Below are 441 nucleotides of genomic sequence, written 5' to 3' on the forward strand. Positions count from 1 at the left end.
TTTCATGTATATCTTTCCAATATGTCAATGAACTTCTGTCCCTATGGGACTCGTGGAGAATATCGGAGTCGAACCGATGACCTCCTGCGTGCAAGGCAGGCGCTCTAGCCAGCTGAGCTAATCCCCCAGTATTTAGTTGGCAGTATCAGTATTCAGTAATCAGTTACTGCGTACTGTAAACTGTGTACTGTAAACTGGTGCTCAACCTCTAAAATTTCCTTTCAGTTTTTAATGAACTTATTCGACAACGCCCACGCGCCATCTGGCTCCTTCGCTAAAAATGTCTACCAGACATTTTCTTAACGCTCGCCCCTGTAGTCTCAGGCAGACTCCCTTCGTCTTCGCTCAGGATAGACTTCTCGTCTGTCTTTCGACTTTGTAGTCTCAGGCAGACTCGAACTGCCGACCTCTACATTATCAGTGTAGCGCTCTAACCAGCTG

Annotated in this window: 1 tRNA gene; it reads right to left on the reverse strand. The window is 46.7% G+C overall.

The features are described 5' to 3' along the window. Positions 1 to 53 precede the first annotated feature (53 nt). Positions 54 to 127 (reverse strand) — tRNA-Ala (locus ZA05_RS17930). Between the last annotated feature and the right edge of the window lie 314 nt (positions 128 to 441).

Origin of the sequence: Mangrovimonas sp. TPBH4 (genome assembly GCF_001280505.1) — a bacterium.
Taxonomy (GTDB): Bacteria; Bacteroidota; Bacteroidia; order Flavobacteriales; family Flavobacteriaceae; genus Mangrovimonas_A.